Origin of the sequence: Mesorhizobium sp. M0060, from assembly GCF_040323155.1 — a bacterium.
Taxonomy (GTDB): Bacteria; Pseudomonadota; Alphaproteobacteria; order Rhizobiales; family Rhizobiaceae; genus Mesorhizobium.
Genome location: NZ_JAMYUP010000007.1, coordinates 123,165 through 149,491, shown reverse-complemented (window position 1 = coordinate 149,491; position 26,327 = coordinate 123,165). Strand labels below are relative to the sequence as shown.

Below are 26,327 nucleotides of genomic sequence, written 5' to 3'. Positions count from 1 at the left end.
GTCAGACGATGCGTTTCTCGGTCGCCGGATCGAAGAACACCGCCTTGGTCAGGTTGAAGGCGAGCGGGGTGACCGTGCCCGGCTGGATATTGGCGTCGGCGCGCAGCCGCGCCACCACCGCCTTGCCGCCGAGATTGGTGACCGCGAAAGTATCCGAGCCGGCCGGCTCGATGACCTCGATGTGACAGTCGGCGCTGGCGATGTTCGAGGCGTTGCGTTCGGCGCCCTCGGGATCGGTCAGTGCTTCGGGGCGGACGCCGAAGATGATCGGTTTTCCCTGGAATGCCGACAGGCCGGCCGGCGCATTGGCCAGCGGCAGCGAGATCGGCTGGCGAGCCTCACGCTCCAGGACGACGGAGAAGCCGCTGCCGTTGCTGCCGATCGTCGCCGGGATCAGGTTCATCGCCGGCGAGCCCATGAAGTCGGCAACAAACAGGTTGGTCGGATTGTTATAGATTTCGGCCGGCGTGCCGAACTGCTGTACCTCACCGTCGCGCATCACCGCGATCTTGGTGGCCAGCGTCATCGCCTCGATCTGGTCGTGGGTGACGTAGACGATGGTGGTGCCGGTGGTGGCGTGCAGGCGCTTGATCTCGATGCGCATGTCGACGCGCAGCTTGGCGTCGAGATTGGACAGCGGCTCGTCGAACAGGAACAGCTTGGGATCGCGCACCAGCGCCCGGCCCATGGCGACGCGCTGGCGCTGGCCGCCGGAAAGCTGGCTTGGCTTGCGCTTCAGCAAATGGCCGATCTGCAGGACCTTCGCCACCTTGTCGATCGCCTTCTGGCGCTCGCCGGCCGGCACGCCGCGCATCTCCATGCCGAAGGCGATATTCCCGGCGACCGTCATGTTCGGATAGAGAGCGTAGCTCTGGAAGACCATGGCGATATCGCGCTTGGAGGGGTGGAGATCGTTGATCGTGCGTCCGTCGACGCGAATTTCGCCTTCGGTGATGGTTTCCAGGCCGGCAATGGTGTTGAGCAACGTGGACTTGCCGCAGCCGGAAGGCCCGACCAGCACGAGGAAGCCGCCCTTTTCGAGGTCGAGGTCGATGCCTTTCAGGATCTCGACCGATCCGAAGCGCTTCTTCAGCCCATCAATTTCCAGAAAAGCCATCCGATTATCCTTTAACGGCGCCAGCCATCAGGCCGCGCACGAAATAGCGGCCGGCGAGCACATAGACGAGGAGCGTCGGCAGCGCGGCGATCATCGCCGCCGCCATGTTGACGTTGTATTCGACGACGCCGGTCGAGGTGTTGACGACGTTGTTCAGCGCCACCGTCATCGGCATCACGTCGCCGGAGCCGGCATAGGCGGAGGCGAAGAGGAAGTCGTTCCAGATGTTGGTGAACTGATAGATCACCGTCACCACGATGATCGGCAGCGAGTTGGGCAGCATGATGCGCCGGAAGATCTGGAAGAAGCTGGCGCCGTCGATCTGCGCCGCCTTCACCAGCTCGTTCGGAAACGCTTCGTAATAATTGCGGAAGAACAGGGTGGTGAAGCCGATGCCGTAGACGACGTGGACGAACACCAGGTTCACGGTCGGATTGCCGAAGCCGAAGGTAAGGCCGGTCGCATTCTGCAGCTTGACGCCGAACCGGCCGAAGCTGCCGAGGATCGTTGCCATCGGCAAGAGGACCGACTGGAACGGGATGAAGCAGGCAAACAGCATCAGCCCAAACACCAGCGTCGCCCCGCGAAAGCGCCACTTCGTCAGCACATAGCCGTTGAGCGCGCCGAGCAGGGTCGAGATGATGACGGCCGGAACCACCATCTTGATCGAGTTCCAGAAATAGCCCTTCATGCCGACGCAGGTGAGACCCGAGCAAACTTCGCTCCACGCCCTTATCCAGGGTGCGAAGGTCGGCGCCTGCGGCAGCGCCAGCATGTTGCCGTTCTGTATCTCGTCCATGGTCTTGAACGAGGTCACCAGCATGACGAACAGCGGCATCAGGTAGAACAGCGCAAACAGCGCCAGCAGCCCGTAGATGACGATGCGATTAATAGTCCTGGCGCTGATACCGCCAGTGCCCTGGCGGGCAGGCGTTGCCAAGGCGCTCATCGCGGCTTCTCCCTGAGCTCGGAGTAGAGGTAGGGAACGATGATCGCGGTTATGGTCATCAGCATGATCACGGCGCTGGCCGAGCCGACGGCCATTTCGTTGCGTTTGAAGGTGTATTCATACATGAAGTTCGACGGCAGCCAGGCCGAGCCGCCAGGCCCGCCGCTGGTCAGCGCGACGACCAGATCGTAGGACTTGATGGCGAGATGCGCGAGCACGATCAAGGCCGAAAGGAAAATGGGCCGCAGCAGCGGGATGACGATGCGGCGGTAGAGCTGGAAGGTAGTGGCGCCGTCGATCTGCGCCGCTTTCATGATCTCGCCGTCGATGCCGCGCAGACCGGCCAGGAACATCGCCATGATGAAGCCCGACGCCTGCCAGACGCCGGCGATGACCACCGTGTAGATGACGAAATCCTTGTTCTTGATCCAGTCGAAATGGAAGCTCGTCCAGCCCCATTGGTGCAGCGTCTGCTCGAGGCCAAGGCCGGGGTCGAGGAACCATTTCCAGGCAACGCCGGTGACGATGAAGGACAGTGCCATCGGGTAGAGATAGATCGGCCGCAACATGCCTTCGCCGCGGATCTTCTGGTCGAGCAGGATGGCCAGGAACAGGCCGAGCGCCAGGCAGATGAAGATGTAGAGAAAGCCGAAAATGCCCATATTGGTGATCGACGTGTACCAGCTCGATGGCGGGTCGATGTCGAAGGTCCAACGCCACAGCCGCTGGTAGGCGCGCGGGCCGGTGATGGCATAGGACGGGAAGGTCTTGGAATTGGTGAAGGACAGATAGATCGTCCACAGGATGAAGCCGTAGACGAAGACGATGGTGATGGCGAAACTCGGCGCCAGCACGATCTTCGGCAGCGCATCCTGCAGGCGCGAACGCACCGAGGCGCGCGGACGAGCATTGTGCTCCGGCGTCAGCTTGATCTGGCTTGTCGCAACCGTACTCATGAGCTCCTCCCGTTCTGGGTCGTCCGTGCTTTCACCGCCAAGCGGGAAGACGGCCCGGTGCAGACGGGGTTTTGATCGACCGCGTGGTCGACCATATCTGCGGATTGGAACCTTCCCCGCCGGAGCGGGGAAGGTCTTTTTCGTGCGTGGCCTTACCTGGCGTCGTCGATCGCCTTGACCAGTTCGGTCACGGCCTCGTCCGAGGTCTTGATCTGGCCGTGGACGAACTTGGTCACGACATCCTTGTAGGCATTGGCGATCGCGGGCGGGGCGCCATAGCCCTGGGCCAGCGAACCGAACAACGTGCCCTTCTCGTTGGCGGCCTTAAGGTCGGCGATGCCCTTCTTGCCGCAGGCGTCGAAGTCGGTGTCCGGTACGTCGGTGCGGGCCGGAACCGAGCCCTTGACGACGTTGAAGGCCGACTGGAAGCTCTTCGACAAAGTGGCGGTGGCAAGTGCGGCTTGGGCGGCCTTGCGGTCGTCAGATACGTCGAACATGCCGAACACGTCGGAATTGTAGACGACGCTGCCGTCGGTGCCCGGGAAGCGGTAGCACAGGAAATCGGTACCCGGGATCTTGTTGGCGGCGTGGAACTCGCCTTTGGCCCAGTCGCCCATGACTTGAACCAGGGCATCCCCCTTGATGACCATGGCGGTGGCGAGGTTCCAGTCGCGGCCCGAGAAGTTCGGGTCGACATAGGTGACCAGCTTGGCGAGGTTGTCGAACGACTTCTTCATCGTGTCGGACTTGAGCGATGCGTCGTCGAGGTCGTTGAAGGCCTTCTTGTAGAACTCAGGTCCGCCGGTCGACAGCACGACCGAGTCGAACATGGTGGCTTCCTGCCAGTTCTGGCCACCGAGGGCGAGCGGAATGACGCCGGCCGCCTTGGCCTTGTCGAGCAGCGCAATAAGGTCGTCGAAGGTCTTCGGCTCGGTGCCGCCGATCTTGTCCATCACAGCCTTGTTGATCCACAACCAGTTGACCGAATGGACGTTGACAGGCACCGCGACCCATTTGCCGTCATAGACGGTAAACTTCTGCAGCGCCGCGGGAACAGCCTTGTCCCAGCCCTCCTTGACGGCGATAGCGGTGATATCGCCCATCTTGCCGGCCGCCGCATAGTCGAGCGCGGTGTAGCCGAGCATCTGGGAGGCGGTCGGCGGATTGCCTGCAGCCACCATTGCCTTCAGCGCAACCATTGCGGGGTCACCGCCACCGCCGGCCACCGGCACGTCCTTCCAGGCAAAGCCTTCCTTGGCCAGATCCTGCTTGAGCACGTTCAGAGCGGCAGCTTCGCCGCCCGACGTCCACCAATGCAGCATCTGGACTTCCTTGACGTCCTCGGCATGGGCCGCGAACGCAACGCCCGATGCGAGAGCCGTCCCGATAAGCAGTTTGCGCAACATGTACTTCCTCCCTTGTTGAACTTACACGACCGGCGGATGCCCACCGGGTTCTTCCCAACTCAGCCGACCCACCATCCGGTGCGCTGGCCGCGATGAAACTGGATTGTCTTTTCCTCGGTATAATCCTCGACGGCGCGCTTGCCGAGTTCGCGTCCGAGACCGGACTGCTTGTAGCCGCCGAAAGGCAGCTCGGGATAACCCTCCATGAACGTGTTCACCCAAACGGTTCCCGAACGCACATTCCGCGCCACCGACATGCAGGTATCGATGCTGGCGCTCCACACGCCCGCCGACAGACCATAGGGCGTGTTGTTGGCGATGTGCAACGCCCTTTCAATCGATTCAAAAGTCAGCACCGAGAGCACCGGACCGAACACTTCCTCGCGCGCAATGGCCATGTCTTCGGTGACGTCGCGAACGATGGTCGGATCAAGATACTGGCCGGCGCTCGAAGCAAGCTGCTTGCCGCCGCTATAGATCCGGCTGCCCTCGTTTTCCGCTGCCGTCACGTAGCCGGTGACCTTGGCCACATGGTCGGCGGAGATCATCGCGCCGACCTTGGTGCGATCGTCGAGCGGGTCGCCGACGGTCACCTTGGCAGTCAGCGCCTTTACTGCGCCGAGGAACTCGTGGGCGATCGCCTCATGGACGATCAGCCGGCTGCCGGCATTGCAGCATTCGCCGGCGTTGAAGAAGCCGCCGAATACCGCCGCGTCGGCGGCGGCTTCGAGGTCGGCATCGGGAAAGACGATCTGGCCGTTCTTGCCGCCGAGCTCCATCGAGACTTTCTTCAGCGAGTTGGCGGCAGACGCCATGGTCATCTTGCCGACGCGGGTGGAGCCGGTGAACGACACCATCTCGACCAGCGGGTGGCTGACCATCGGTGCGCCGACATCGGTGCCCAGCCCGGCAAGGATGTTGACGACGCCGTCCGGCAGACCGGCCTGCATCAGGATCTCGCCGAGAACGAACGTCGAGGCCGACGTCATTTCGCTCGGCTTGACCACCGCCGTGCAGCCGGCAGCGAGCGCGAAGGGCAGTTTCTGGCTGACGATCAGGAAGGGAAAATTCCACGGCGTGATGATCGAGACGACGCCGATCGGTTCGCGCAGCACGACACCGAGCATCGCATCGCCGAGATTGGCGTAGCTTTCGCCGTGAAGCGTGCGGGCGAGTGCCGCGGCATAGCGCCAGATGTCGACGGCGCCGCCGATCTCGCCGCGCGCCTGGGCGATCGGCTTGCCGGATTCCAGTGCATCGAGCCGGGCAATGTCCTCGAGCCGCGCCTCGATCAGGTCTGCCGTTTTGAGCAGGATCGCGGCGCGCTCGCCGGCCTTCACGCGCGGCCACGGGCCGGTCTCGAAGGCCTTGTGCGCGGCCTGTACCGCCGCCTCGACATCCGCCGCGCCGGCTTGCGCATAGCGCGAAACGGTGAAGCTGTGGCCGGGGCTGCTGCGCTCCAGCGTGCGGCCGTCCTGGGCATCGACGAACTTGCCGTCGATCAGCAACCGGTAGCTTTTCGGCGCTGCGGCTGCCTCGGCGGGCATAGCAATGTTGAGGGGCGCGTTCATGTGATTTCCAGGTTCTGCTCGCATTTTATGATCTCGAGAACGCCGGCTTCTGCTTGGCTTTGAAAGCCTCGACGCCGGCCCTGAGATCGCTTGTCAGCGCGATGAAGCCGCTGGCCAGCGCTTCGGTCGCGGCAGCACTCTCTTCGCCTTCGGCAATGGCAATCATCAGCTTGGCGGCCTCGGTCGCCAGCGGCCCGCGCTCGGCGATCTTGCCGGCCCAGGCCCTGGCTTCGGCGAACGCCTTACCGGTCTCAACCACCCGGTCGACGATCCCCAGAGTCATCGCCTCGATTGCCAGAAACACCTCGCCGCCGAGCGCCATCCGCCGCACCGCCTGTGCGCCGAAGCGGCGCACGGCGCGCTGTGTGCCGGACCAGCCGGGAACGACGCCGATCGAGGTCTCGGGGAAACCCAGCTTCACCTGTGTTTCCGCTACGCGGAAGTCGCATGCAGCCGCCAGTTCCAGCCCACCGCCCAGCGCATGGCCGGCAAGCACGGCGATCGTCGGCTGCCGCAGCCGCGCCAGCCGATCGAAGACGCGGTGACCGTAGCGCACCCATTGCACCTGGAAATCGACAGCGCTCATGGCTGCCCAAGCCTCGACGTCGCCACCGGCGCAAAAGCCCTTGCCCTCGCCGCAGATCAGCACGACGCGGACGCCTTCCGCCGTCTCGGCCTCGTCGAGTGCTTCTTCGAGCGCCCGCAGCATCGGGATGTCGAGCGCGTTGAATTTCTCCGGCCGGCGCAGCGTGACAATGCCGATGGCGCCGTCAGTTTCAAAGGTGACGAGACGCTCAGCCATGCGCGCCTCCAAGCGAGGCGCCGCCATTGAGCGACAGGCCGATCGGCCGGTCCCGGTAGAGCGCCTCCGGCGTCGTCTTCAGATCGTTGGCGACGGCGAGTGGGATCTCGGCCTGCGCCAGCACATCGCGCTCCAAGTCTACACCTGGCGCCAGCTCGGTCACCATCAGCCCTGCCGGCGTCAGCTTCATCACGCAGCGCTCGGTAACATAGGTGATGTCCTGTCCCTGGGCGACGGCACGCTTCCCGGAGAATGAGATGTGCTCGACCTCGCCGACGACTTTCTTGACCTTGCCTTCCTGGTCGATGCGGATGCCGCCATCGTCCAGCGACAGCTTGGCGCCGGCATTGAAGAAACCAGAAAAGACGATCTTCTTCGCCCGCGCGGTGATGTCGACGAAGCCGCCGGCGCCGGCGGTGACATGCGGCCGCGCCGAAAGCCTGGAGACGTTGACCGAGCCGTGGCGGTCGATCTGCAGGAAGGACAGCAGCGAGGCGTCGAAGCCGCCAGCCTGGAAATAGATGAACTGGTGTGGCGAGGGCATGAAGGCGTCGGCGTTCGACGAGCAGCCGAACTTGAAGTCGAGCAGCGGCACGCCGCCGACCGCGCCCTGTTCGATGACCCAGGTGACCTTGCCGTGCTGGCCTTCCTCGAGCAGGATGCGCGGCACATTGGCCGAGATGCCGAAGCCGATATTGACCGCCATGCCGTCGGCAAGCTCCATGGCGACGCGCCGGGCAATGACCTTCTGGACATTCATTTCGGCGTTGCGAAAGCTCGACAGCGGCCGGAAGATCTCGCCGGAGATGGCCGGATCGTAGGGCGTCAGCGTCGTCTGCAACTGGTCGGGTGCCACGACGATATGGTCGACCAGCACGCCGGGCACGCGCACATCGTGCGGCTTCAGCGTGCCGTTCTCGACGACGCGCTTGACCTGCGCGATGACGATACCGCCATTGTTGCGGGCGGCCAGCGCCTGTTCGAGGCCGCCGAGATAGGCGCCTTCATGCTCATAGGTGAGGTTGCCGCGCTCGTCGGCGGTGGTGGCGCGAATGATCGCGACCTGAGGTACGATCGAGCGGAAATAGAGCCACTCCTCGCCATCGAACTGCTGCACCGAAACGATCGGCTCGCTGGCGGCAGCATTCATGGCGCAGCCCTGGTGGCGCGGGTCGGCAAAGGTGTCGAGCCCGACCTTGGTCAGCACGCCGGGGCGCTTGGCGGCGGCCTCACGATGCATGTCGAACAGGATACCGGACGGCACGTTGTAGGCGGCGACCGTATTGTCGCCGATCATCTTCCAGATCTGCGGCGGCTCGGACGAGGACGGCCCGGACGGATAGGAGCCGCACAAAGTGCGCTTCAGCAGGCCGGGCTTGGCTAAGTGATCGATGCCCTTGATGCCGTACATGTCACCGGCGGCGATCGGATGCAGCGTCGTGATATCCTTGGGATGCCCATCTGCGTCGAAGCGCTCGCCGATAGCAGCAAGCACCGCATCCGGGCAGCCGAGGCCGCTCGACGACGACACGGAAACGACCATCCCATCCCTGATCAGACCGGCAGCCTCAGCCGCGGAGACGAGCTTGCTCACCCAGCACTCCCGAGCTTCGGGTCGATGGCAACGGCCTTGCCGGACCTGGCCGACTGCAATGCCGCTTCGGCCGCGGTCAGCGACCAGACGCCGTCCTCGCCGGTGGCGGAAGGCTGGCCCTCGCCGCGGATCGCCGCATGGAATTGGCGCAGCGAACGGGCATAGAGGTCTTCGCGGTCGAAGCTCAATTCCTCCTCGCCCGTTGCCGTTCGCAGCAACATCGAGCCGACCGGCTTCTGCGTCATTACGTCCCTGGCGATCAGCGAGCCTTCGCTGCCATGCACCTCGAAGCCGGTGCCGGCGAATTTGGTGGTGAAGCCCTCATGCGACTGGGCGATGACGCCCCGTCCGAAGCGCCAGAGGCACATGGCACCGTCTTCCAGCCCGCCGGCGGCCATGCCGGCCGATTGCGTGAAGGCCGAAATCTCCACCGGATCGTCGCCGAGCACGAAGCGCAGCGTGTCGGCATCGTGGACGGTGATGTCGAGCACCACGCCGCCGCCGGCGTCCGGCCTGGTGATGCGCCAGCCCTGCAGGTTTTCCGGCAGATAGACAGAGTGGAAGACGCGTGCGGCGATCGGCCTGCCGATGCGGCCGGCGGCGATCGCTGCGCGCATCGCCCGATGCGAGCCGGCATTGCGCAGATGGTGATTGGTGCCGAGCACGACGCCGGCAGCCCTGGCGGCGGCGACCATCTTGCGGGCGTCGGCGCTGGTCAGCGCCAGTGGTTTTTCGCAAAGCACATGCTTTCCCGCCTCGATGGCGGCGAGTGCCTGTTCGAGATGCAATTCGTTGGTGGTCGAGATGTAGACGGCGTCGATGTCGGATTTGAGCAGGGTGTCGAGCGCCGAGACCGCCGCCGGAATGCGGTTTTCGCTGGCGTAGGTGGCGGCGCGCTCCGGGCTGGAGCTCATCACCGCGGCGATCTCGCCGTCCGGCTGCGCGCGGATGGCGCCGATCATGAATTGCCTTGCGATCGTGCTGGCGCCGATCAATCCCCATCGGACGGTCATGCCGCGTCCCCCACTCCCGCACGCCGAGTTCCATCGCGATCGGGGCCGCAGCTTTCCCTGACCACGAGGTTGACGGCGCCGATATGATCCTCGGCGCGCGTGGTGCGCGACTGGATCATCTTCAGCACGACATGGGCGGCGCGCTCGCCGAGCCCGGCGGTGTTCACCGAGACGCTGGTCAGCGCCGGCATATAGTGCTCGGCCTCGGCGACGTCGTCGAAGCCGACGACGGCAAAATCCACACCGGGTTCCAGGCCACGCTTGCGCAGCGCCAGCAAGACGCCGAAGGCGACGGCATCGTTGAAGCAAAGCGCCGCGGTCGGCGGCGCGGCCATGGCGAGTGCGGTTTCCAGGCAGGCTATGCCGCCCTTGCGGCTGGTTTCGCCCTCGAAGACGAGCCTGTCGGCCGGTGTGATGCCGAGCGCTTCACAGGCCGCGCGAAAGCCGCCCAGCCGCTCGTGGTAGACGACAAGGTCGGACGAGCCGCCGAAGAAGGCCAGCCGGCGGTGGCCCTTGCCGATCAGATGGGCTGTGGCAAGATAGGCGCCGCGATGATTGTCGGGCGTGATCACCGGGATGCGGCTTTCGGGGAGGCGGCGCATGACGAAGACGACCGGAACGCCTGCGGTCTCAAGGCGGCGGAACGCGCCAGGTGTGGTGCCGCGCGCCGGCGACACGACGAGCCCGGCGACACCCTGCTCCATCAGCGATTTCAGCACCTCTTCCTGGCGCACCGGGTTTTCAGCCGTATTGGCGATGAAAGGCACAATGCCGGCCGACTGGAAGACGCGCTCCATGCCGACCGCCAATTCGGCGAAAAACGGATTGGTGAGATCGTTGATGACCATGCCGATGACGTTGGAATGGGCCTTGCGCAGATTGGCGGCGCCGCGGTTGTAGACATAGCCGACATCCTCGATCGCCTTGCGCACCTTGAGCGCGGTCTCAGGCCGGATCAGCCCGCTGCCTTGCAGCACGAGCGATACCGTCGATTTGGACACGCCCGCCTCGCGGGCGATGTCGAGTATCGTTGCTTTGGCCCGGCTGGCCATCCAGATGCGTCCTCCCGGTCGGCTTCTTGTATGAATTTATTGGAACGTTCTAATCCCTGCTGTGGATTTGAGTCAATCGCGTTTTTGGGAATTCGGAGAAATGCATAATCTGCAGGCGGAATTCGGCACGGCACAGGGCTTCTCCCGCTGCAATGCAGCAATCCAGCCCGTGCGAGACAGGGCAACAAAATATCTTGATTTATTGGAACGTTCCATTTAAGCAGCCGTGAAGGGAGAGGAGCCATGGACATCACCTTGCCCGGGGAGGGCGGCCGCGGCACCCGCTACCGGCTCGTCGGCCAGCCGGTGCAGCCCGTGGCCGGCGCGCGGTTCTCGCGCATCGCCTACGCTGCCGCCCATGTTGTCGCCAATCCGCTCGCCATGAACGATCCGTGGTCCAGGCCCGCGGTCGACTGGGACAAGACGATGGCGTTTCGCCATCATCTGTGGCGGCTCGGCTTCCGCGTCGCCGAAGCGATGGACACCTCACAGCGCGGCATGGGTTTCGACTGGGCAAACGCCAGGGAACTGATCCGCCGCTCGATTATCGAGGCGCGAAGCGTCGATGGCGCCGATCTCGCGTCGGGCGCCGGCACCGACCATCTGGCGCCGGGGGCCGCGAGCACGCTCGACGATGTCGTCGCGGCCTATGAAGAGCAGTTCGGCTTCATCGAAGGCCTTGGCGGCAAGGCGATCATGATGGCCAGCCGGGCGCTGGCGGCGGTCGCCAAGGGTCCCGAGGATTATATCGGCGTCTATGACCGCATCCTGTCCCAGGCGTCCGGCAAGGTGATCCTGCACTGGCTGGGAGACATGTTCGACCCGGCGCTGAAAGGCTACTGGGGGAGCAAGAATTTCGAGACCGCGCTCGATACGGTGGTCGCGCTCGTCGGACACCATGCCGGCAAGGTCGAAGGCATAAAGATATCGCTGCTCGATGCCGGCAAGGAGATCGCGCTCAGGGACCGGCTGCCCGACGGCGTGGTGATGTTCACCGGCGACGACTTCAATTACCCCGAGCTGATCGCCGGGGACGGCGAGAGACATTCGCACGCGCTGCTCGGCATTTTCGATGCCATCGCGCCGGTCGCCAATGCGGCGCTGGCAAAGCTGGCCGCCGGCGACCGCGCCGGCTATGACGCGCTGATGGCCCCGACAGTGCCGCTGTCGCGCAAAATCTTCGAGGCGCCGACCGAATATTACAAGGCCGGCATCGTCTTCATGGCATGGCTGAACGGCCACCAGGAGCATTTTTCGATGGTCGGCGGCATGCAATCGGCGCGCGGCATCCGTCACTATGCCGATGTCTTTCGACTTGCCGATCAGGCGGGGTTGCTGGCCGAGCCGGAACTCGCCATCGCCAGAATGACAAGCCTCTGCGCGGTAGCGGGCGTCTGATTGCAAGACGTTGCAGCGTGCGATCCATAAGCCTGGTTTGGGTGGTTTTGCGATTTGCCTTGTCTGGGCAAATCTGTATGCGGTATGCGTCCGGCAGGCAGAGAAGCCGATCCGGCGCTCTGCCGGCCAACTGGCATAGCTGCCGTTCTGCATTGGGGTAAGCTGATGACCTTCGACCTTCAGGGCAAGCGCGTTTTCGTGGCCGGACATCGCGGCATGGTCGGCTCGGCCATCCTGCGCAGATTGGCCGACGAGGATTGCGAGGTCTTGACCGCCTCGCGCGCCGAGCTCGATCTTCTCGACCAGGCCGGCGTGCGGCGCTGGATGGCCGACCACAAGCCGGATGCGGTGGTGATGGCGGCGGCCAAGGTCGGCGGTATCCTGGCCAACAACAGGCTTCCTGTCGATTTTCTGCAGGACAACCTCGTCATGCAGAACAATGTCATCGAGAGCGCCTTTCGTAACGAGGTGCAGAAGCTGCTGTTTCTCGGTTCCTCCTGCATCTATCCCAAATTCGCAGCGCAGCCGATCTCCGAGGACGCCTTGCTAACCGGCCCGCTCGAACCCACCAACGAATGGTATGCGATCGCCAAGATCGCCGGGCTGAAACTGTGCCAGGCCTATCGGCGCCAATACGGCGTCGACTACATCTCGGCGATGCCGACCAATCTCTACGGTCCGGGCGACAATTTCGACCTCAATTCCAGCCATGTCGTGCCCGCTCTGATGCGCAAGGCGCACGAGGCCAGGCGCGCCGGCCGCAAGACCTTGGAGGTGTGGGGCTCGGGCACGCCGATGCGCGAGTTCCTGCATGTCGACGACGCTGCCGACGCTCTGGTCTGGCTGCTGAAGAATTATGCGGGCGACAGCCACATCAATGTCGGTTCGGGGCAAGACATCACCATTGCCGACCTTGCCCGCACCATCGTGTCGGTCGCCGGCGCCGATGCCACAATCACATTCGATCCGACGAAGCCGGACGGCACGCCGCGCAAGCTGATGGACGTGTCGCGCCTGTTCGCCACCGGCTGGCGCCCGCGCCACTCACTGCGCAGCGGATTGGAACAGACCTATGCCTGGTTTCTTGAGCACGTCGAAACCGGCGATCTCCGCCTCGGCGCTGCCTGAGGCTGGTATTGGCGAGCTCGGCATCAGGACTGATGAGCCGGAAACGCCCGCCGATGAGAATACTGACGGCCAATTGACGGATTATCTGGATGGTGGGCGTGACAGGGATTGAACCTGTGACCCCTGCAATGTCAATGCAGTGCTCTCCCGCTGAGCTACACGCCCATCCGAAGCCGCGCATACACCATTTTTGGTTCAGCGCGTCAATAGCGGGAAAAGGGAAAGAATGACCGGCTTGTCGCGTCGGTTAAAGACGCGACAAAAGCGCGTCAGGCGGCCTGCAGCATCTTTTCGACTTCGTTGACGAGGTCGCGCAGATGGAACGGCTTCGATAGTACCTTGGCGTCTTTCGGCGCCTTGGAATCGGGGTTCAGCGCAACGGCGGCAAAGCCGGTGATGAACATCACCTTGAGGTCGGGATCGATCTCGGTGGCGCGGCGGGCGAGCTCGATGCCATCCATCTCCGGCATGACGATGTCGGTCAGAAGCAACGAAAAGGGTTCCTCGCGCAGCCGCTCATAGGCGCTGGCGCCATTGTCGAAATCGCTGACCTGATAACCGGCGCGCTCCAGCGCCTTGACGAGGAACCGGCGCATGTCGTCGTCGTCTTCCGCCAGCAGAATGCGTGCCATCTTGTCCCGTCCGAATCACCCAACCGACAATGCCGTTCGGCAAGCCCGTTAACCATGCTGTATATGAGGAGGCGACGGTAAACATCAAGTGAACGTTGGGCGCACAATCCTGTTTTGGCTTGCGCTTCGGCGGCTGGACATGCGGGCGGCGAGGTGGCACTTTCCTATCATGATGCATTGGTATTTCCGGGTTCGTTCAAATTGAAAACGGCAGCCGAGGATTTTTCGGTCGTTCCACCCTTCGAAATCCGATCGGGCGCCGAACAGCGCGTTCCCTTCCTCTTCAACTCGCCGCATAGCGGCCGCTACTATCCGGACCGGTTCATGGCGATGGCCAAGCTGGACCGCAACGCCATCCGCCGCTCCGAGGACTGCTATGTCGAGGAATTATTCGGCGGTGCCGTCGCGCTCGGGGCGCCGATGCTGGCGGCAAACTTCCCGCGCGCCTATCTCGACGTCAACCGGGAGCCGTGGGAACTCGACCCGCGCATGTTCGCCGAACCGGTGCCATCCTTCTGCAACATCCGCTCGGCGCGGGTGGCCGGCGGGCTCGGCACCGTGCCCAAGCTGGTCGGCGAGGGGCTTGACATCTATTCCGGCCGCTTGCCGCTGGCAGAAGCCGTCGCGCGCATCGAAGCGGTCTACAAGCCCTATCACGAGACGCTGAAGCGGCTCTTGACCAGAACGCATGCGCGCTTCGGCTACGCCGTGCTGATAGACTGCCACTCGATGCCGGCAAGCATAAGAGTTGGCGACAGCGGATTGCGGCCGGACTTCATCGTCGGCGACCGTTTCGGCATCTCCGCCGCGGCGGCGTTGACCGAGACGGCGATCGGCCTGCTCACCGGCATGGGCTACAGCGTCGCCCACAACAAGCCCTACGCCGGCGGCTTCATCACCGAGCATTATGGCCGTCCGGTGCGGCATCTGCATGCGCTGCAGATCGAGGTCAATCGCGGGCTCTACATGAACGAGCGGACGTTCCAAAAGTCGGCCGGGTTCGATGCGCTCGCCGACGACCTGGCACGGTTTTCGGCCGAGCTGATGGCGATGCCGGATCACCATTTCGTCGATCTGCCGTTGGCTGCCGAATAGCGCCGAATCGCGGCATTCGCCGCTCATGAGGCAGCGTAAAAAAAGACCGTATCGTTTGCACGACACGGTCGAAGTCTAGGGAGGAAACGCCCAAGGAGGGCATGGACAGGAACCCCTGTCCGAGAACAAACGTATTGTGCGCTGCACAAATGTCAAGGCGCGTTCCGGCTTTTTAATTCACTGTGAAGTGGAAATTGCATTTCCGTGATGACTGCGTTGCATTTGAGCAACAGTTGACACTGCGCGAAAGTCTCTGAACGCCCTTGTTTCGGCAAAAAACCCCCTTGTTTCGGCATAAAACCATGGGGCAAACGGGCATCTCAGACATGCTGGAGCGGGAGAATCAGTTGGACATCAGCATCGAGTTCATGCGGCGCATTGCGCGTGCCGCCGCAGCCGAGACCTTGCCGCGCTTCCGCAATCAGGGCGCGGTCGCCAACAAGGAGCATGGCAGCTTCGACCCGGTCACCGAGGCCGACCGTGAGGCCGAGCGCGCCATCCGGGCGCTGATCAACGCGCAATACCCCGATCACGGAATTCTCGGCGAGGAACATGGCAGCGAAAACATCTCCAGCCGGCATGTCTGGGTGATCGATCCGATCGATGGCACACGCGCCTTTATTTCCGGCCTGCCGGTATGGGGCACGCTGGTCGGGCTGACGGTCGACGGCGATGCCGTCGCCGGCATGATGTCGCAGCCCTTCACCGGCGAGCTGTTCTACGCCAATGCCTCCGGCTCGCATTATGAGGGCCCGGGCGGCCCGCGAAAACTCACGACGCGCAAGACGACAAATCTCGCCGAGGCGACGCTGTTCACCACCACGCCGGCTCTGTTCAAGGGCGACGCGCGTCTGCGCTATGACCTGTTCGAGAAACAGGTCCAACTCGCCCGCTACGGCACCGACTGCTACGCCTTCGCCATGGTGGCGGCGGGCAGCGTCGATATCGTCGCCGATCCCGGATTGAAGCCCTACGACATCGTGGCGCTGATCCCGATCATCGAGAAGGCGGGCGGCGTTGTCACCACCTTCGAAGGCGGGCCGGCGGAAAAGGGCGGCGACATCCTGGCGGCGGCGACACCGGAGCTGCACGCGGCAGCAATGGCGGCGCTGCGCGGCTGAGATTGGGCATTGCTGCCCAGGCGAGATCGTTGCCATACCTCCTAACAGGATGATGTCAGTTGGCATGCGCTATGGAACGCTGTCAGCGGGGAGGACAATAGATGCCGAGGCAGCCAGCAGCCAGCCATTCCGATGCTCCGGCGGACGGGCGGAGCGATTTCGACTTCTTCTTCGGGCGCTGGACCGTCGGCCATCGAAGGTTGCAGAAGCGGCTGCAGGGCGACAGCAACTGGGATGTGTTTGGCGGCACGTGCGACGTGCGGGCGATCCTTGGCGGCCTCGGCAATGTCGACGACAATTGGATTGAATTGCCCGGCGGGCCCTATCGCGCCGCCACCCTGCGGACCTTCGACCCGGCGGCGAGGCAATGGTCGATCTGGTGGATCGACGGCCGCAATCCGTCGACCATCGATGTTCCGATGCGCGGCACTTTCGTGGCGGGCGTCGGCACGTTCCTGTGCGAAGATGTCTTCGACGGCCAGCCGATCCAGGTCCGCTTCCTGTGGTCGCGGATCACGGACAGGTCGGCACGCTGGGAGCAGGCCTTTTCGCCGGACGGCGGCAAGACATGGGAGACCAACTGGATCATGGATTTTGCCCGCATGGCCTGAAGCCGGACAAGGTATGTGGCTCAGACGTCCCCGGTTCCGGGGATGAAGGCGTCAAATGCCGCAAGCAGCTGCTCGCGATAGAGGTCGGTTTCCTGGAGGATCTCATGGCGGGCGCCGTCGATCATCAGCAACGAGCCGACACGCAGACGTCTGGCATAGGCTTCGACTGCCCTGGTCGAGACGACCTGGTCGGCGCCGGCGGCGATCATCAGCAAGGGAACCTGGATCTTGGCCATGAAATTCGGGTCGCTGACGATTAAGGACGCCTCCGTCGCCGCCCTCAGCCAGCGGATCGTCGGCCCGCCGAGCGCCAGCTGCGGATAGGTTTCATAGATCAGCGTGTTGCGCCGATAGCGCGCCGGGTCGCTGGTCAGCTTGTTTATGGCGAAGGGCACTGTTTCCTTCGGCCGCGGACCCCATGCGGCATAGAGTCGGCCAAGGCCGAGCAGACAGAACAGCGAACAGATGCGGCGAACGGTTTTTATCGAAGCCGGCAGGTCGGGTACGGTGAAGAACGGCGCGATCAGCACCATGCGGCGCACGCGGTTCGCCATTGAGGGCGCAGCGAGTAGCGCAATCACCGCCCCGGCCGAATGGGCCAGTATGTAGTAGGGTCCCCGGCAATCGGGCAGCACGATCTCCTCGAAGAACTGCTCCAGATCGCCGGTATAGTCGAAGAAGCTCCTGACGTAGCCGCGCTGGCGGTCGCCGATCAGCCGGTCGGAAGCGCCCTGGCCGCGCCAGTCAAGGCTCGCCACGCCGAAGCCCCGGTCGGCAAGGTTGCGAATAGTCTCGAAATACTTCTCGATGCACTCGTTGCGGCCGGTCAGGACGACCACGGTGCCCTTCATCGGACGGCTGACCGCGGCAAACAGCCCATAGCGGATCTTCTTGCCGTCGCGCGTGGTGAAGAAGCCGCCGACTGCGTTTTCCGGCAGCGGATTGCCTGGAGTCTCATGGAAGGGCGGGGTCTGGTGGAAGAGATCGGTCATACGGTGTTTGGTTTGGGGTCGGTGCCGGCATGGGCGCAAGTTAGGCATAGACGCCCATGCGCCAAAAGCAAAGGAATTCGGGACGCCGGGGAGGTCGACCCAGGCAGCAAACAAGTGAGGCCGGAAGCAGCCTTGGGCATGCTTCCGGCCTCTGTCGACCCGGGAGGAAGGGACGTTACACCCGGTTCGGCCTCGTCGCGTCGCTTTCTCCGGCGACCTGTTCCTGATCTCGAGAACAGTTTTAGTGCCGCCTGGCTGAACGCTCGCCGAAGCCGCGGTTCATCTGCCGTTCATCGGCTTCGGGACGGTCCGGGAGCGCGATCCGGTTCGGTCGCTCGAAAATCTTGAAATGCCTTCGCCCGCTTCCCAAATTTATCGTGCGGCCGCCAATGTCGGGGCCGCTGGCCTATCCGGAACGCCGTCACGGGTTTCGCACCGGCCATACGCAAACCTTGTTGCTCAACAGGAGAACACACTATGCGTCACGTTGATTTTTCCCCACTCTACCGTTCGACCGTCGGTTTCGACCGGCTGTTCACAATGCTCGATTCGCTTGCGCAGCCGGAAGGCCAAACCTATCCGCCCTACAATATCGAACGCACGGGCGAGGATGCCTATCGCATCTCGATGGCTGTGGCCGGCTTCTCGGAAGATGAGATTTCGATCGAAGCTCACCGCAATGTGCTGACCGTCAAGGGTGAGCGCAAGGAGGAAGGCAATGGCGAAGGTTCCGAACTGCTCTATCGCGGTATCGCCAGCCGAGCCTTCGAGCGCCGCTTCCAGCTTGCCGATCACGTCGAGGTCATCGGCGCCGCGCTGAAGAACGGCCTGCTCTTCGTCGACCTCAAGCGCAACATTCCCGAAGAGCTGAAGCCGCGCAAGATCGCGATCACCTCGGCTCCGGCCAAGGCCAAGCAGATCGAGGCTAAGACCGCCGCCTAAGTCAGGCAGCTAAACTCCTCCTGGGACGCCAACTCCCCGGGAAAAAGGGGCGGTGCAGCAATGCACCGCCCTTTGTTGCTGGCGGGTAAGGCTTGCTATCCGGCGAGCAGGTAGCCGAAACGGTCGACCTCATCGGCCGTGGTCGCGAAGCTGGTGACGAAGCGATAGAGCGCTTCGTCCTCGCCGATATGGCCGTCGTAGCCGAGCGGCCTGTGCCAGTCGTAGAAAGCCGCGCCTGCCGCTTGCACTCTTTCGGCCTCGGACTTTTTCATGACCGCGAAGACCTCGTTTGCCTGCGGCAGCCAAGCCAGACGCGCTGAAGGGGAATCCTCGATCGCCGCGGCAAGCCGTGCCGCCATGGCATTGCCGTGCCGTGCCGTGTTGAGCCATAGCCCACCCCTAAAATAAGCATCGAATTGCGCGGCGATGAAGCGCGATTTCGAGAAGAGCTGGGCGGCGCGCTTCCGCAAAAAGGCCAATTCCTTGGCTCGCTCGAGATCGAACAGCACGATCGCCTCGGCGCACCAGCAGCCATTCTTGGTGCCGCCGAAGGAGAGGATGTCGACGCCGTGCTTCCAGGTCATCTCCGCTGGCGTTGTTTCCAGAGCGACGAGCGCATTGGCAAAGCGAGCACCGTCCATATGTAGCGGCAGCCTGTGCTGCTTTGCGATCGCCGAAATCCTGGTGATTTCGTCAAGTGTGTAGACGGTGCCGACCTCGGTCGACTGGGTGATCGAAACAGCCATCGGCCGCCCGGAATGGACGTTTTCGGATGCGAAACGGTCCACCGCCCTTTCCAGATTGCCGGCATCGATCTTGCCGAGTGCGCCGTCGACTGTATAAAGCCGCGAACCGCCCGTGAAATATTCCGGTGCACCGCATTCGTCCTCGATGACATGCGCTTCGCGATGGCAGAAGGAAATGCCGCCTGGCTTGTGGTAGGCGGTCAGCGACAGCGAATTGGCAGCGGTGCCGGTGGCCACAAAAAACACCGCGACCTCGCGTTCGAAGATTTCATTGAAGCGCTGGTGAACTGCCGTGTCGAGGGCACCGTCGCCATAGGCGGTGGAGAAGCCGTCGGCATGGGCCGACAGGCCGGCAGCGATACGGGGATGGGCGCCTGCCCAATTGTCGGAAGCGAAAATCATGCGTCTGCCTATGCTGGGGAAATCAGTGCGAGCTTGGCCGCTTTCGCATGCCGGCCGCAAGGGGCAGATACCGAAAATCCGCTAAAGCCTGCGAAACGCATGAGCGTACATGCAGCGCCTGAAGCTTACGCTGTCGCCGCGTTTTGCGCAATTTTCTGTCGCCAAAGCCTCAAGAATTTTGTGAATCGGTCTTGTATGCGCCGCAGATTTCTGTCATAAAAATTTAGGACAGTAGTGCTGTCTTATTTTGTCGCACAAAACTGGCCGCATTGGCATATGATTGGCCTCTGCGGCCGTTGCTGCGAGCGACAGCTAGACAGCCTGGCTCTGGCCTGTACGAATACCATATGCGAACCATGCGGAAAGCCGCACGGTCGGCAAGAATTTCGCAAGACGTGCCGCAAGATTGAAAAGGAAGCCACGCGCTTCCCGACGGAAACCAGCGCCCGAAGGGGACGGAACGGAGGACAGGACGATGACGGACATGACGCCATCTGCGACGAAGGCCGCGCAGACGAAAGCGGCAGCCGTCAAAAATCTGCGAACCAACACCGGCTATGCCGCGCACGGCCTCTACGATCCGCGCAACGAGCACGATGCCTGCGGCGTCGGCTTCATCGTTAACATGAAGGGCGTGAAGTCGCATCAGATCGTGGAGGACGGCCTTGCCGTGCTCGAAAACCTGACGCATCGCGGCGCCGTCGGCGCCGATCCGCTGATGGGCGACGGCGCCGGCGTGCTGGTGCAACTGCCGGACCGCTTCTTCCGCGAGGAGATGGCCAAGCAAGGGGTCGAACTGCCGAAGCCCGGCCACTACGCCGTCGGCCATGTGTTCATGCCGCGCGACCCGGAGCTGCAGGCGCATATCGAAGGCATCATCGCCGAGGTGGCACAGCTCGAGGGCCAGCCGCTGCTCGGTTTTCGCGACGTGCCGGTCGACAATTCGTCGCTGTCCAAGGCGGCCGACATCGCCGCTTCCGAGCCGGTGCACCGGCAGGTGTTCCTGGGCCGCGGCGCCGAGATCGAGAACGACGATGATTACGAGCGGCGGCTCTACATTCTGCGCAAGGTCATTTCCGGCCGTATCCACGAGGAGACCAAAGGCGTCGACAACGGCTTCTATGTCGTCTCGATGTCGTCGCGGACCATCGTCTACAAGGGCATGTTCCTGGCCTATCAGGTCGGCGCCTATTACAAGGACCTGACCGACCCGCGTTTCGAGACGGCGCTGATCCTGGTCCACCAGCGCTTCTCGACCAACACGTTCCCGTCGTGGAAGCTGGCGCATCCCTACCGCATGGTCGCCCATAATGGCGAGATCAACACGCTGCGCGGCAACGTCAACTGGATGGCGGCGCGCCAGGCCTCGGTCGATTCCGAACTGTTCGGCAACGACATCTCGAAGCTGTGGCCGATCTCCTATGAAGGGCAGTCGGACACTGCCTGCTTCGACAATGCGCTCGAATTCCTGACGCAGGGCGGCTATTCGCTCGCCCATGCCATGATGATGCTGATCCCGGAAGCCTGGGCCGGCAACAAGCTGATGGGGCAGGACCGCAAGGCCTTCTACGAGTATCACGCAGCACTGATGGAGCCGTGGGACGGGCCGGCGGCGGTTGCGTTCACCGACGGCCGCCAGATCGGCGCCACGCTCGACCGCAACGGGCTGCGGCCGGCGCGCTACATTGTCACCGACGACGACCGCGTCATCATGGCCTCGGAAGCCGGCGTGCTGCCGGTGCCGGAGGAAAAGATCGTCAAAAAGTGGCGGCTGCAGCCCGGCCGCATGCTGCTGATCGACCTGGACAAGGGCCGCATCGTTTCCGACGAGGAGATCAAGTCGGAGATCGCGACCAGGCACCCCTACAAGAGCTGGCTCGCCAACACCCAGCTCATCCTCGAAGATCTGAAGCCGGTCGAGCCGCGCGCCCTGCGCAGGGACGTCAGCCTGCTCGACCGTCAGCAGGCGTTCGGCTACACTCAGGAAGACACCAAGCTGTTGATGTCGCCGATGGCGACCACCGGCCAGGAAGCGGTCGGCTCGATGGGTACCGACACCCCGATTTCGGCAATGTCGGACAGATCGAAGCTGCTCTACACCTATTTCAAGCAGAATTTCGCACAGGTCACCAACCCGCCGATCGACCCGATCCGCGAGGAGCTGGTGATGAGCCTCGTGTCCTTCATCGGGCCAAGGCCGAACATCTTCGACCTGGTCGGCAATTCGCGCCGCAAGCGGCTCGAAGTGCGCCAGCCGATCCTGACCAATGGCGATCTGGAGAAGCTGCGCTCGGTCGGCCACACCGAAGACCGCTTCGACACCAAGACGATCGACATCACCTATGCTTCGAGCGAGAGTGCTGCCGGCATGCTGGGCGCCATCGACCGGCTGTGCGAGCGCGCCGAGGCGGCGGTCGCCGGCGGCTACAACATCATCATCCTGTCCGATCGTCAGCTTGGTGCGGACCGCATCGCCATTCCGGCACTGCTGGCGACGGCCGCCGTGCACCATCATTTGATCCGCAAGGGATTGCGCACGTCGGTTGGGCTCGTCGTCGAATCCGGCGAGCCGCGCGAGGTGCATCATTTCTGCTGTCTCGCCGGCTACGGCGCCGAGGCGATCAATCCCTATCTCGCTTTCGATACGCTGCTCGACATGCACAAGCGTGGCGAATTGCCGGCGGAGGTCGATGCGTACGAAGTCGTCTCCCGCTACATCAAGTCGATCGGCAAGGGCATCCTCAAGGTCATGTCCAAGATGGGCATCTCGACCTACCAGTCCTATTGCGGCGCGCAGATATTCGATGCCATCGGGCTGAAGTCGGACTTCGTGCAGAAGTACTTCACCGGCACGGCGACGCTGATCGAAGGCGTCGGGCTGGACGAGATCGCCGCCGAAACGGTCAGCCGCCATACCGACGGCTTCGGCAACGACCCGGTGCTGCGCAACAGCCTCGAGGTCGGCGGCGAATACATGTTCCGCATGCGCGGCGAGGCCCACATCTGGTCGCCCGACGCAGTGGCGACCTTGCAGCACGCCGTGCGCCAAGGCTCGTGGGAGACGTTCAAGGACTATTCCGCCCAGATCGACAGCGACACGGCGCAGGCGCAGACCATTCGCGGCCTGTTCAAGATCAAGCTTGCCGAAGAGACCGGGCGCAAGAAGGTCAAGCTCGACGAGGTGATGCCGGCGGCCGATATCGTCAAGCGCTTCTCGACCGGGGCGATGTCCTTCGGCTCGATCTCAAGGGAAGCGCACACGACGCTGGCGCGGGCCATGAACGCCATCGGCGGCAAGTCGAACACCGGCGAGGGCGGCGAAGAGGCCGACCGCTATCTGCCACTGCCGGGCGGCGGCAAGAACCCCGAACGCTCGGCGATCAAGCAGGTCGCCTCGGGACGCTTTGGCGTCACGGCGGAATATCTGGTCAATTCCGACATGATGCAGATCAAGGTCGCGCAAGGGGCAAAGCCCGGCGAGGGCGGCCAGCTGCCGGGCCACAAGGTTGATGCGACCATCGCCAAGGTCAGGCATTCGACGCCCGGCGTCGGCCTGATCTCGCCGCCGCCGCATCATGACATCTATTCGATCGAGGATCTGGCGCAGCTCATCTACGACCTGAAGAACGTCAATCCGGCGGCGGACGTATCGGTCAAGCTGGTCTCGGAAGTCGGCGTCGGCACGGTTGCGGCCGGCGTCGCCAAGGCGCGTGCTGACCACATCACCATTTCCGGCTATGACGGCGGCACCGGCGCCTCGCCGCTGACCTCGCTCAAGCATGCCGGCAGCCCGTGGGAAATGGGTCTTGCCGAAACGCACCAGACGCTGGTGCTCAACGGCCTCCGGTCGCGCGTGGCGCTGCAGGTTGATGGCGGCCTGCGCACCGGACGCGATGTCGTCATCGGCGCACTGCTCGGCGCCGACGAGTTCGGTTTCTCGACCGCGCCGCTGATCGCGGCCGGTTGCATCATGATGCGCAAGTGCCATCTCAACACCTGCCCGGTCGGTGTCGCGACGCAGGACCCGGTGCTGCGTAAGCGCTTCAAGGGCACGCCCGAGCACGTCATCAACTTCTTCTTCTATGTGGCGGAAGAAGTGCGGGCGCTGCTTGCCGAGATGGGCTTTACTCATCTCGACCAGATCATCGGTGACACCGACCTTCTGGAAAAACGCGAACTGATCCAGCACTGGAAGGCGCGCGGGCTCGACTTTAGCAAGATGTTCTACAAGCCCGATGCGCCACACGAGGCGGTGCACTGGACCGAGCGGCAGAAGCATCCGATCGACGACGTGCTCGACCGCAAGCTGATCGAACTGGCAAAGCCGGCGCTCGAAGCCAGGCAGCCGGTCAGCATCGAATTGCCGATCCGCAACGTCGATCGTTCGACGGGCGCCATGCTGTCGGGTGAAGTGGCAAAGCGCTTCAGGCACAAGGGCCTGCGCGAGGACACGATCTCGGTGAAACTCACCGGCACGGCCGGCCAATCCTTCGGCGCCTTCCTGGCGCGTGGGGTTTCGTTCGAACTGGTGGGCGCCGCCAATGACTATGTCGGCAAAGGTCTGTCGGGCGGCCGCATCGTCATCCGCCCGCCGGAGAACACGAAAATCGTTGCTGCCGAGTCCATTATTGTCGGCAATACCGTGCTCTACGGCGCAACCGAGGGCGAGGCCTATTTCTGCGGCGTTGCCGGCGAGCGTTTTGCCGTGCGCAATTCGGGTGTCGCCGCCGTCGTTGAAGGCGTCGGCGACCATGGCTGCGAATACATGACCGGCGGGATCGTCGTCGTCATCGGCCAGACCGGCCGCAACTTCGCTGCCGGCATGTCGGGCGGCGTCGCCTACGTGCTCGACGAGGCGGGTGATTTCGCCGAGCGCTGCAACATGGCGATGGTCGAGCTGGAGCCGGTTCCGGAAGAGGACGACCTGATGGAAAAGCTGCTCCACCACGGCGGCGATCTCGACCACAAGGGCCGTGTCGACGTATCCGGCGATATGACCAGCCATGACGAGGAGCGGCTCTATCAGCTGATCTCCAACCACGTCCACTACACGGGCTCGGTACGAGGTCGCGAGATCCTCGACGATTGGGCGATTTTCCGGCCGAAATTCCGGAAGATCATGCCGGTCGAATACCGCCGCGCGCTGATCGAGATGGAACGGATGCGCATGAACGTGGCGGCGGAATAGATTTGGAAATTGCCGGGCAGCCATGCGTCCCGGCAACCATCTTCATCAACAATCCTGACCTCGGACTGACGGTTGCCACGGCTGCCTTATGAGGTTAACGGGTGCGTCGCCAGGCGTGCCTTCCGGACAGCAGGGACTGGACTATGGGCAAGGTAACAGGGTTTCTCGAGATCGACCGGCAGGTGCACAAGTACCAGCCGGCTTCCGACCGCATCCGGCATTTCCGCGAGTTCACCCTGCCGATGTCGGACAAGGAGGTCGAGAAACAGGCCGCGCGCTGTATGGATTGCGGCATTCCGTATTGCCATGGGCCGACCGGCTGCCCGATCCACAACCAGATCCCGGACTGGAACGACCTCGTCTACAATGGCGACTGGGACAACGCGATCCGCAACCTGCATTCGACCAACAATTTTCCGGAATTCACCGGCCGCATCTGTCCTGCACCTTGCGAGGAAGCTTGCACGCTGAACCTCGAGGACATTCCGGTCGCCATCAAGACGATCGAGCAGGCGATTGCCGACAAGGCCTATGAAACCGGCCATATCCGGCCCTATCCGCCGGAAAGGAAGACCGGCAAGCGCGTCGCGATCATCGGCTCGGGACCGGCCGGCATGGCGGCTGCCCAGCAGCTCGGCCGCGCCGGCCACGACGTTCATGTCTATGAGCGCGAGAGCCGGCCGGGCGGGCTGATGCGCTACGGCATCCCCGATTTCAAGATCGAGAAGCACTATATCGACCGGCGCATCGAGCAGATGCAGGGCGAGGGCGTTAGCTTCCTTTGCGGCGTCAATGTCGGCGTCGATAAGCCGGTCGCCGAACTGCTCGCCGAATATGACGCGGTGCTCTATTGCGGCGGTTCTGAAACACCGCGTCCGGCCAACATCCCCGGCGACGATCTCGACGGCGTGCATGACGCAATGCCCTATCTGGTGCAGCAGAACAAGCGCATCGGCGGCGAGCCAATCCAGTCGGTGGCATGGCCGTCGCGCCCAATCGTCGCCGGCGGCCAGCACGTCGTCGTCGTCGGTGGCGGCGACACAGCCTCCGACTGCGTCGGCACCGCCTTCCGCCAGGGCGCCGTGCGCGTCACTCAGCTCGACATCCGGCCGCAGCCGCCGGAAAAGGAAGACAAGCTTTCGGTCTGGCCCTATTGGGCGACCAAGATGCGCACTTCGTCGTCACAGGCCGAAGGCGCCGAGCGCGAATTCCAGGTGGCGACGCTTGAATTCATCGGCGAAGACGACCAGCTGACCGGGGTCAAGTGCTGCGAGGTCGACGAGAAGCGCAAGCCGATCGCCGGCACCGAATTCGTCATTCGTGCCGATCTGGCCTTCATCGCCATCGGCTTTGCCGGGCCAGCCAGTCGAGGGCCGGTGTCGGAACTCGACGGGCAGATGAAGATCGTCACCGACAGCCGCCGTTCGAAGAACGTCGAGGCCAATGATCGCGACTACAGGACCAGCGTCGAAAGGCTCTATGCGGCGGGCGACGTGCGGCGCGGCCAGTCGCTGGTCGTCTGGGCGATCCGCGAGGGCCGCCAGGCGGCGCGCGCCATCGACGAGGCACTGATGGGGTCGAGCGTGCTGCCGCGCTGAGGCCGCTCCGAAAC

The 26,327-nt window shown here is 63.4% G+C and carries 20 protein-coding genes and 1 tRNA gene; 8 read left to right on the top strand and 13 right to left on the bottom strand.

Features of this window, described 5'->3' with window-relative positions; genetic code table 11:
* Position 1: 1 nt before the first annotated feature.
* The 9 genes from NKJ94_RS10040 to NKJ94_RS10000 form a co-directional block, all read right to left on the bottom strand.
* Positions 2-1,117: an ABC transporter ATP-binding protein gene (locus NKJ94_RS10040; protein ID WP_352524646.1), complete on the bottom strand. Its 1,116-nt coding sequence runs from the start codon at positions 1,115-1,117 to the stop codon at positions 2-4.
* A gap of 4 nt (positions 1,118-1,121) precedes the next feature.
* A complete protein-coding gene (locus NKJ94_RS10035) occupies positions 1,122-2,066 on the bottom strand; it encodes a carbohydrate ABC transporter permease (RefSeq protein ID WP_352524645.1) in 945 nt (314 codons plus the stop codon).
* A complete protein-coding gene (locus NKJ94_RS10030; RefSeq protein ID WP_352524644.1) occupies positions 2,063-3,022 on the bottom strand; it encodes a carbohydrate ABC transporter permease in 960 nt (319 codons plus the stop codon). The genes NKJ94_RS10035 and NKJ94_RS10030 overlap by 4 nt, the downstream gene beginning before the upstream one ends.
* Positions 3,023-3,174: 152 nt before the next feature.
* A complete protein-coding gene (locus NKJ94_RS10025; protein WP_352524643.1) occupies positions 3,175-4,428 on the bottom strand; it encodes an ABC transporter substrate-binding protein in 1,254 nt (417 codons plus the stop codon).
* 59 nt (positions 4,429-4,487) lie between these two features.
* The gene (locus tag NKJ94_RS10020) at positions 4,488-5,999 is read right to left on the bottom strand and encodes an aldehyde dehydrogenase family protein (protein ID WP_352524642.1); all 1,512 of its coding nucleotides are present in this window, start codon (positions 5,997-5,999) and stop codon (positions 4,488-4,490) included.
* A gap of 25 nt (positions 6,000-6,024) precedes the next feature.
* The gene (locus tag NKJ94_RS10015) at positions 6,025-6,801 is read right to left on the bottom strand and encodes an enoyl-CoA hydratase/isomerase family protein (protein ID WP_352524641.1); all 777 of its coding nucleotides are present in this window, start codon (positions 6,799-6,801) and stop codon (positions 6,025-6,027) included.
* Positions 6,794-8,395, bottom strand: coding sequence for an acyl CoA:acetate/3-ketoacid CoA transferase (locus tag NKJ94_RS10010; protein ID WP_352524640.1), 1,602 nt, complete (start codon positions 8,393-8,395; stop codon positions 6,794-6,796). The genes NKJ94_RS10015 and NKJ94_RS10010 overlap by 8 nt, the downstream gene beginning before the upstream one ends.
* On the bottom strand, positions 8,392-9,408 hold the full coding sequence (locus tag NKJ94_RS10005) for a Gfo/Idh/MocA family protein (protein WP_352524639.1): 1,017 nt from the start codon (positions 9,406-9,408) through the stop codon (positions 8,392-8,394). The genes NKJ94_RS10010 and NKJ94_RS10005 overlap by 4 nt, the downstream gene beginning before the upstream one ends.
* A complete protein-coding gene (locus tag NKJ94_RS10000) occupies positions 9,405-10,460 on the bottom strand; it encodes a LacI family DNA-binding transcriptional regulator (RefSeq protein WP_352524638.1) in 1,056 nt (351 codons plus the stop codon). The genes NKJ94_RS10005 and NKJ94_RS10000 overlap by 4 nt, the downstream gene beginning before the upstream one ends.
* Positions 10,461-10,703: 243 nt before the next feature.
* On the opposite strand from NKJ94_RS10000, the gene NKJ94_RS09995 reads away from it, so the two are divergent.
* Positions 10,704-11,858, top strand: coding sequence for a dihydrodipicolinate synthase family protein (locus NKJ94_RS09995; RefSeq protein WP_352524636.1), 1,155 nt, complete (start codon positions 10,704-10,706; stop codon positions 11,856-11,858).
* A gap of 165 nt (positions 11,859-12,023) precedes the next feature.
* Positions 12,024-12,986: a GDP-L-fucose synthase gene (gene fcl / locus NKJ94_RS09990; RefSeq protein ID WP_352524635.1), complete on the top strand. Its 963-nt coding sequence runs from the start codon at positions 12,024-12,026 to the stop codon at positions 12,984-12,986.
* A gap of 90 nt (positions 12,987-13,076) precedes the next feature.
* On the opposite strand, the gene NKJ94_RS09985 is transcribed toward fcl, so the two are convergent.
* Together NKJ94_RS09985 and cpdR are read right to left on the bottom strand one after the other, a co-directional pair.
* Positions 13,077-13,151, bottom strand: a tRNA-Val gene (locus NKJ94_RS09985).
* A gap of 104 nt (positions 13,152-13,255) precedes the next feature.
* The gene (gene cpdR, locus NKJ94_RS09980) at positions 13,256-13,618 is read right to left on the bottom strand and encodes a cell cycle two-component system response regulator CpdR (protein ID WP_006199474.1); all 363 of its coding nucleotides are present in this window, start codon (positions 13,616-13,618) and stop codon (positions 13,256-13,258) included.
* A 153-nt stretch (positions 13,619-13,771) separates the two neighbouring features.
* Here cpdR and NKJ94_RS09975 point away from each other — a divergent pair, with 153 nt between their 5' ends.
* The 3 genes from NKJ94_RS09975 to NKJ94_RS09965 all read left to right on the top strand — a co-directional run bounded on the left by NKJ94_RS09975 (position 13,772) and on the right by NKJ94_RS09965 (position 16,445).
* Complete coding sequence (locus tag NKJ94_RS09975) at positions 13,772-14,713, top strand: N-formylglutamate amidohydrolase (RefSeq protein WP_352524634.1); 942 nt, start codon at positions 13,772-13,774, stop codon at positions 14,711-14,713.
* A gap of 347 nt (positions 14,714-15,060) precedes the next feature.
* Complete coding sequence (gene hisN, locus NKJ94_RS09970) at positions 15,061-15,834, top strand: histidinol-phosphatase (protein WP_352524633.1); 774 nt, start codon at positions 15,061-15,063, stop codon at positions 15,832-15,834.
* Positions 15,835-15,935: 101 nt separating this feature from the next.
* Positions 15,936-16,445, top strand: a complete 510-nt coding sequence (locus tag NKJ94_RS09965) for a DUF1579 domain-containing protein (protein ID WP_352524631.1) — start codon at positions 15,936-15,938, stop codon at positions 16,443-16,445.
* A gap of 20 nt (positions 16,446-16,465) precedes the next feature.
* Here the strand turns inward: NKJ94_RS09965 and NKJ94_RS09960 are convergent, their stop codons facing one another.
* The gene (locus NKJ94_RS09960) at positions 16,466-17,437 is read right to left on the bottom strand and encodes an alpha/beta fold hydrolase (RefSeq protein ID WP_352524630.1); all 972 of its coding nucleotides are present in this window, start codon (positions 17,435-17,437) and stop codon (positions 16,466-16,468) included.
* Between the two features lie 477 nt (positions 17,438-17,914).
* On the opposite strand from NKJ94_RS09960, the gene NKJ94_RS09955 reads away from it, so the two are divergent.
* Complete coding sequence (locus NKJ94_RS09955; protein WP_352524628.1) at positions 17,915-18,379, top strand: Hsp20 family protein; 465 nt, start codon at positions 17,915-17,917, stop codon at positions 18,377-18,379.
* 95 nt (positions 18,380-18,474) lie between these two features.
* Here the strand turns inward: NKJ94_RS09955 and NKJ94_RS09950 are convergent, their stop codons facing one another.
* Positions 18,475-19,527 (bottom strand): threonine aldolase family protein, encoded by a 1,053-nt coding sequence (locus NKJ94_RS09950; RefSeq protein WP_352524626.1) that lies wholly within the window; start codon positions 19,525-19,527, stop codon positions 18,475-18,477.
* A gap of 475 nt (positions 19,528-20,002) precedes the next feature.
* On the opposite strand from NKJ94_RS09950, the gene gltB reads away from it, so the two are divergent.
* On the top strand, positions 20,003-24,715 hold the full coding sequence (gene gltB / locus NKJ94_RS09945) for a glutamate synthase large subunit (RefSeq protein WP_352524625.1): 4,713 nt from the start codon (positions 20,003-20,005) through the stop codon (positions 24,713-24,715).
* A 143-nt stretch (positions 24,716-24,858) separates the two neighbouring features.
* Positions 24,859-26,313, top strand: coding sequence for a glutamate synthase subunit beta (locus tag NKJ94_RS09940; protein WP_352524624.1), 1,455 nt, complete (start codon positions 24,859-24,861; stop codon positions 26,311-26,313).
* Positions 26,314-26,327 lie beyond the last annotated feature (14 nt).

Excerpts from the sequence above, each read along its gene's own strand:
- NKJ94_RS10040 (WP_352524646.1), bottom strand. The coding sequence starts at position 1,117 with ATGGCTTTTCTGGAAATTGATGGGCTGAAGAAGCGCTTCGGATCGGTC.
- NKJ94_RS10035 (WP_352524645.1), bottom strand. The coding sequence starts at position 2,066 with ATGAGCGCCTTGGCAACGCCTGCCCGCCAGGGCACTGGCGGTATCAGC.
- NKJ94_RS10030 (WP_352524644.1), bottom strand. The coding sequence starts at position 3,022 with ATGAGTACGGTTGCGACAAGCCAGATCAAGCTGACGCCGGAGCACAAT.
- NKJ94_RS10025 (WP_352524643.1), bottom strand. The coding sequence starts at position 4,428 with ATGTTGCGCAAACTGCTTATCGGGACGGCTCTCGCATCGGGCGTTGCG.
- NKJ94_RS10020 (WP_352524642.1), bottom strand. The coding sequence starts at position 5,999 with ATGAACGCGCCCCTCAACATTGCTATGCCCGCCGAGGCAGCCGCAGCG.
- NKJ94_RS10015 (WP_352524641.1), bottom strand. The coding sequence starts at position 6,801 with ATGGCTGAGCGTCTCGTCACCTTTGAAACTGACGGCGCCATCGGCATT.
- NKJ94_RS10005 (WP_352524639.1), bottom strand. The coding sequence starts at position 9,408 with ATGACCGTCCGATGGGGATTGATCGGCGCCAGCACGATCGCAAGGCAA.
- NKJ94_RS10000 (WP_352524638.1), bottom strand. The coding sequence starts at position 10,460 with ATGGCCAGCCGGGCCAAAGCAACGATACTCGACATCGCCCGCGAGGCG.
- NKJ94_RS09995 (WP_352524636.1), top strand. The coding sequence starts at position 10,704 with ATGGACATCACCTTGCCCGGGGAGGGCGGCCGCGGCACCCGCTACCGG.
- fcl (WP_352524635.1), top strand. The coding sequence starts at position 12,024 with ATGACCTTCGACCTTCAGGGCAAGCGCGTTTTCGTGGCCGGACATCGC.
- cpdR (WP_006199474.1), bottom strand. The coding sequence starts at position 13,618 with ATGGCACGCATTCTGCTGGCGGAAGACGACGACGACATGCGCCGGTTC.
- NKJ94_RS09965 (WP_352524631.1), top strand. The coding sequence starts at position 15,936 with ATGCCGAGGCAGCCAGCAGCCAGCCATTCCGATGCTCCGGCGGACGGG.
- NKJ94_RS09960 (WP_352524630.1), bottom strand. The coding sequence starts at position 17,437 with ATGACCGATCTCTTCCACCAGACCCCGCCCTTCCATGAGACTCCAGGC.
- NKJ94_RS09955 (WP_352524628.1), top strand. The coding sequence starts at position 17,915 with ATGCGTCACGTTGATTTTTCCCCACTCTACCGTTCGACCGTCGGTTTC.
- NKJ94_RS09950 (WP_352524626.1), bottom strand. The coding sequence starts at position 19,527 with ATGATTTTCGCTTCCGACAATTGGGCAGGCGCCCATCCCCGTATCGCT.
- gltB (WP_352524625.1), top strand. The coding sequence starts at position 20,003 with ATGACGGACATGACGCCATCTGCGACGAAGGCCGCGCAGACGAAAGCG.
- NKJ94_RS09940 (WP_352524624.1), top strand. The coding sequence starts at position 24,859 with ATGGGCAAGGTAACAGGGTTTCTCGAGATCGACCGGCAGGTGCACAAG.